Origin of the sequence: Tolypothrix sp. VBCCA 56010 (assembly GCF_050875635.1) — a bacterium.
Lineage (GTDB): Bacteria > Cyanobacteriota > Cyanobacteriia > Cyanobacteriales > Nostocaceae > Hassallia.
Map to the genome: position 1 here is coordinate 1 of NZ_JBPAOH010000288.1, position 4,433 is coordinate 4,433.

Genomic DNA, 4,433 nt, shown 5'->3' on the forward strand with positions numbered 1-4,433 from the left:
ACTTGGATTTTAAAGAATACAGATAAAAAGATTATGTATTTTAACTAAGTATTTTTTTTATTTTTAATGGCAAAATCGTGAAGCCTAAGTACTTTCACGCTCGCCAAATTTAAAAACGATGAATCAAAATTAGATAAAGTCAAAAACTTGCAAGTGTTTATAAATACACAATTCATTATTAGGTAATTACCATGAATACTGTTTTAGTAGTTGAGGACGGTTTGACCGATATGAAAATCCTCAGCGGTTACTTGCAACAGGCAGGTTTTTCTGTGATTAGTGCCACAAGCAGTGAAGAAGCTCAGGAAAAATTAAATCACAATCAACCAGATTTAATATTTCTCGACGTAATTTTGCCTGGTAAAAGCGGCTTTGAAATTTGCCGAGAGTTGAAAAATAATCCCATTACTAGCAAAATACCTGTAGTTTTTTGCTCCACTAAAGATAGTGATGTCGATAAAATGTGGGGCACTTTGTTAGGAGCAGATGCTTATCTTTCTAAACCGATAAATCCCGAACAATTAGTCATAACATTAAAACAATTGATTACCAAGTATACAAATTTAGTAGTAAAGATTTATCATTAGCAAATTTTCCGGTATATAAAATGACAAATTTATTTCCAGAAAACAAAGAAAACGGTCATCATGCTGTTGATGCTAAAAATTTAGAAAATAACAATGCAAGCAATAATATAGATAATAATCAAATATTGGTCGAATTAAACGTTGTTGAACAGCATTTCAAAAGTTGGCGACGGCAGTTGCAAGATATGGCAACGCAAATACGCCAAGCTTCAGACCAAGACACATTAGTAAAAATCACTACTGCACAAGTCAGAGAAAAAATTGCCTGCGATCGCGCTGTTGCCAAAATTATTGATAAAATCAGACAATCCCCAGACATTGAAGCGATTTTCACTACATCCACAAAAGAAGTGCGATCGCTACTCAACACCGACCGTGTAGCCGTTTATCGCTTCAACCCAGATTGGAGTGGCGAATTTATTTCTGAATCTGTGACTGTTGGCTGGAGCAATCTGGTAGAAAAGCAGTATAAAATATTACGTTAGCAAGAGAGCGTTAGTAATTGCAATACAATGCAAAGGCTGATTCAAAGTAGCAAGTTACAGACAAACAGCAAAGCGATCGCACCGGAGAGTAGTCCCCAACATGTAGCAGTGGAAAAGCTCAAGGAAAGTTTAGCAACCAGCGAAGAGAATTTGGAATTTTATAACTTTTTTTATAGCGAAAACTCATTCCATAATTTTCTGTATAGCTTAGATGATAATAAGCTACAAAATGGTCAAACAGTGCGTAAATTGGTAATGGCATTTGGAATTGACCAATTACCTACACCGCGCTTGGTAAAAGAAATGCAGCGGTTGAATTTAGGAAGAGAAGAGCTATTTGGGAAAGATTTAATAATAATTTATTGGCTAAATAAAGCTGATTTTTTAGATGAATTTCGTCACCGCGCACCGGATTTTTGGGATTGGCGAGAAAAGGTAGTGCAGTTTGAAACACGCAATCCTTTACTTTATCCCTATTTAGAGTGGCTAATTGCCGAAAATTCGTATCTAAAAATGAGTGGCGTGATGCAAATAAATCGCCAAGTTGATATTTTTATCGACCAAATTTATGTTTCCCTCAAAGCACAATGGCGACAACAAGTTATAGATACTTCTGAGCGCAGTCAACGCGAACTTGAGACGGTAGCTGTGCGGGGATATAGTAACAACAGTAGCTTGAAGGGGATGGGTGTCAACCTCGATGATTGGGATGAACCCTGTTATTATGAACCACTACGCGAAGAATCAATATCAGTTTCCAGTACTAAAACGGTTACGCAAATAGTAGATTTATCCGAGGTGGTGCGGGAAAATTGTTATAGCGTAATTTTAGGCGCTCCTGGTGCGGGAAAAACTACCTTGCTACGTTATTTAGCACTGCATTTTGCAATTGCGAAAAGAGACAATTTGGAAACAGTCATTGTTGATGACGAGAATGCAGATAAGGATAAAAAGAAGAAGGAGTTAGGTAAAACTTTGTTACCAATTTTCTTCCGCATTGCTGACTATGCAGAAAAATTAAAACAACAACCAGATTTGACTTTGGTTGAATATCTGCGCCAGTTCTACCGTCTGTGGGAGCCTCATTTTCAAGCGCAGGGAGAAATGGGAACTGAGGTGGCAGCGTTGCTGTTGGATATAATGCGTCAGGGAGAGTGCTTGATACTGCTGGATGGGTTAGATGAGGTATTTGACCAAGAAAGCCGCAAACAAATTGTAGGACGTATTAACCAGTTTGTCGATGAGTTCTACGCCAACAAATTTGTCATTACTAGCCGTATTGCTGGTTATCGCGATGTGCAACTAAACAGTCGATTTGCGGAGTTTACCATTGAAGACATGGACGGCGAACAGGCAGAGCGGTTTCTGTATCGCTGGTGTCGAACAGTTGAAAAAGCACAGCAGCCAGATGCTAGCGAGGAGCAATGGCTAAAGAGAGGAGATGAGCAAGCGCAGGACATTTTACAGGCTATTAAAGACAATTCGGGTGTGAAGCGGTTGACAGCGAACCCCTTGCTGTTAACTATTTTGGCGCTGATTCACCGCAATGGCGATCGCCTACCTAATCGTCGGGTGAAGCTATATGAATTGGCGGTGCAAACTTTGACTGAAGATTGGCAACTTAGTAAGAAGTTACCCGATGCGCCGAGGGTGGTGTTAAAAGAAACTGAGGTAGTAGAACTTTTAGCGCCCCTTGCGTACTGGATGCACGAGGAAAAACCTTCCGGTTTGGTGACGCAGGCGGAAGTGGAGGAGAAACTAGCTGCTAAACTGGCGGAACTAAATGATGCTCAACTCGAATCAGACTCGGTGCGTCAAGCAGTAAAAGAGTTTCTGCGGAAGGTACGGGAAACCACAGGTTTATTTGTTGAACGAACGCCTGGGGTTTATGGCTTTATGCACCTGACGTTTGAAGAGTATTTTGCTGCTCGTTACATAGCGGATAATGACCAAAGTGAGATTTTGCAACTTATTCAGAAACATCTCTATGAGCCACGCTGGAATGAGCCGCTTTTACTGGCATTGGGGTATTACGGGATTCATTTTCCTACACAAGTTAGAAAACTCGTGGAGAAAATGTTCAAAACTTTGGAAGATTATGAACCTGTGCTGCAACATGGCGAAATTAAAATTAAAAATTCTTTATCTGATAATGCAATTATCCTCTATTTCAAGGCTGAGGATGAATTACTAAACAACTTAATAGAAGTAGAATTTCCGCTTAGAGATTTGCTTTTTGCCGGACAAGTTATTGCTGAATTTGAAGTTAATAACATTATTATTCGGAAAAAACCAATTAACAAATTAGTCCTTACCTATCTTAGTATCAATGCTGATTTTGAGGATGATAGCATTAAGCAAATACTAAGACTGCTACGTAAAATAGAACTGTTTTATCAAAAAAATGAAGTCATAGATTTCTTGAAAGAAGCAGCTAATAATTCAACGCTGTCTGAAGAAATTCGTATTAAGGCAAAAACTGCCATTCTTTATGTGGCTTGTGGCGAATCAGTAGGATTGGTTGATTGTGTTACAGAAATTGTTAATCAATTAGAGCCATCACTATTTTGCAGTATTAGGGATTTATTTCAAGAACTAGGGGAGGAAATGACACCTGCTCTTGAAACCAGTCGTCAGGATAATAGCGCTGATGAAGATTGTCAAAAAGCATTAATTTTTCTCACGGCAATGTCTTACATGCGTGAAAAGAAACATGATAAAGCTCTTGAGATTTTTGAGATAATAAATGAGAGATTAGATAGTAACCTCAGCGTTTATATAGCTTGGTCTCTAGCTGGCTGTTATCAAGAAAAAAATCAATTTAACAAGGCGATTGACTATTACCAAGAATGCTTTGAGAAGCTAGCTCGATATATTGAACCATCGGCTTTCCTAATTTTTTGGAGAAATAGAGGTGTTTGCCATAGATTACATGGTAAATATGAGCAGGCTTTAGATTTTTTTCAGCGAATGTTGCTTATTAGCAGAGAGATTAATAAACCTCAAGAAGAAGCATTAGCTTTGTATCACATAGGCAGAGCTTATCAAAATTGGGGTAAATACGAACAAGCTATAAATCACTATCAACAAAGCCAAGAACTTTATCAACAATTAGGACGAGACAAGAATGTAGCTAATATGTGGTACTGGCTTGGTGATTGCTATCGAGAATGGGGCAAATATGAGCAAGCTATTGAGTGTGAAAACCAAGATTTAGTCATTCGTCAGCAGTTGGATGACCAAATTAATATTGCATATGCCTACTTTCAACTAGGAAAGGTTTATCAAGGTTGGGGTAAATACGAACAATCTCTAAATTACCATCAACAAAGCCGAGAACTTTATCAACAATTAGGACTAG

The 4,433-nt window shown here is 38.3% G+C and carries 3 protein-coding genes; all 3 read left to right on the top strand.

Translation table 11 applies throughout. From position 1 onward, the window contains the following. Nucleotides 1-191: 191 nt before the first annotated feature. Nucleotides 192-587 carry a response regulator transcription factor gene (locus AABK37_RS40590; RefSeq protein WP_432557044.1) on the top strand — a complete coding sequence of 132 codons (396 nt, stop codon included), beginning with the start codon at nucleotides 192-194 and terminating at the stop codon, nucleotides 585-587. Between the two features lie 20 nt (nucleotides 588-607). After that, on the top strand, nucleotides 608-1,072 hold the full coding sequence (locus AABK37_RS40595) for a GAF domain-containing protein (protein WP_432557045.1): 465 nt from the start codon (nucleotides 608-610) through the stop codon (nucleotides 1,070-1,072). A 27-nt stretch (nucleotides 1,073-1,099) separates the two neighbouring features. After that, a partial coding sequence (locus AABK37_RS40600; protein ID WP_432557046.1) for a tetratricopeptide repeat protein occupies nucleotides 1,100-4,433 on the top strand: 3,334 nt, incomplete at its 3' end.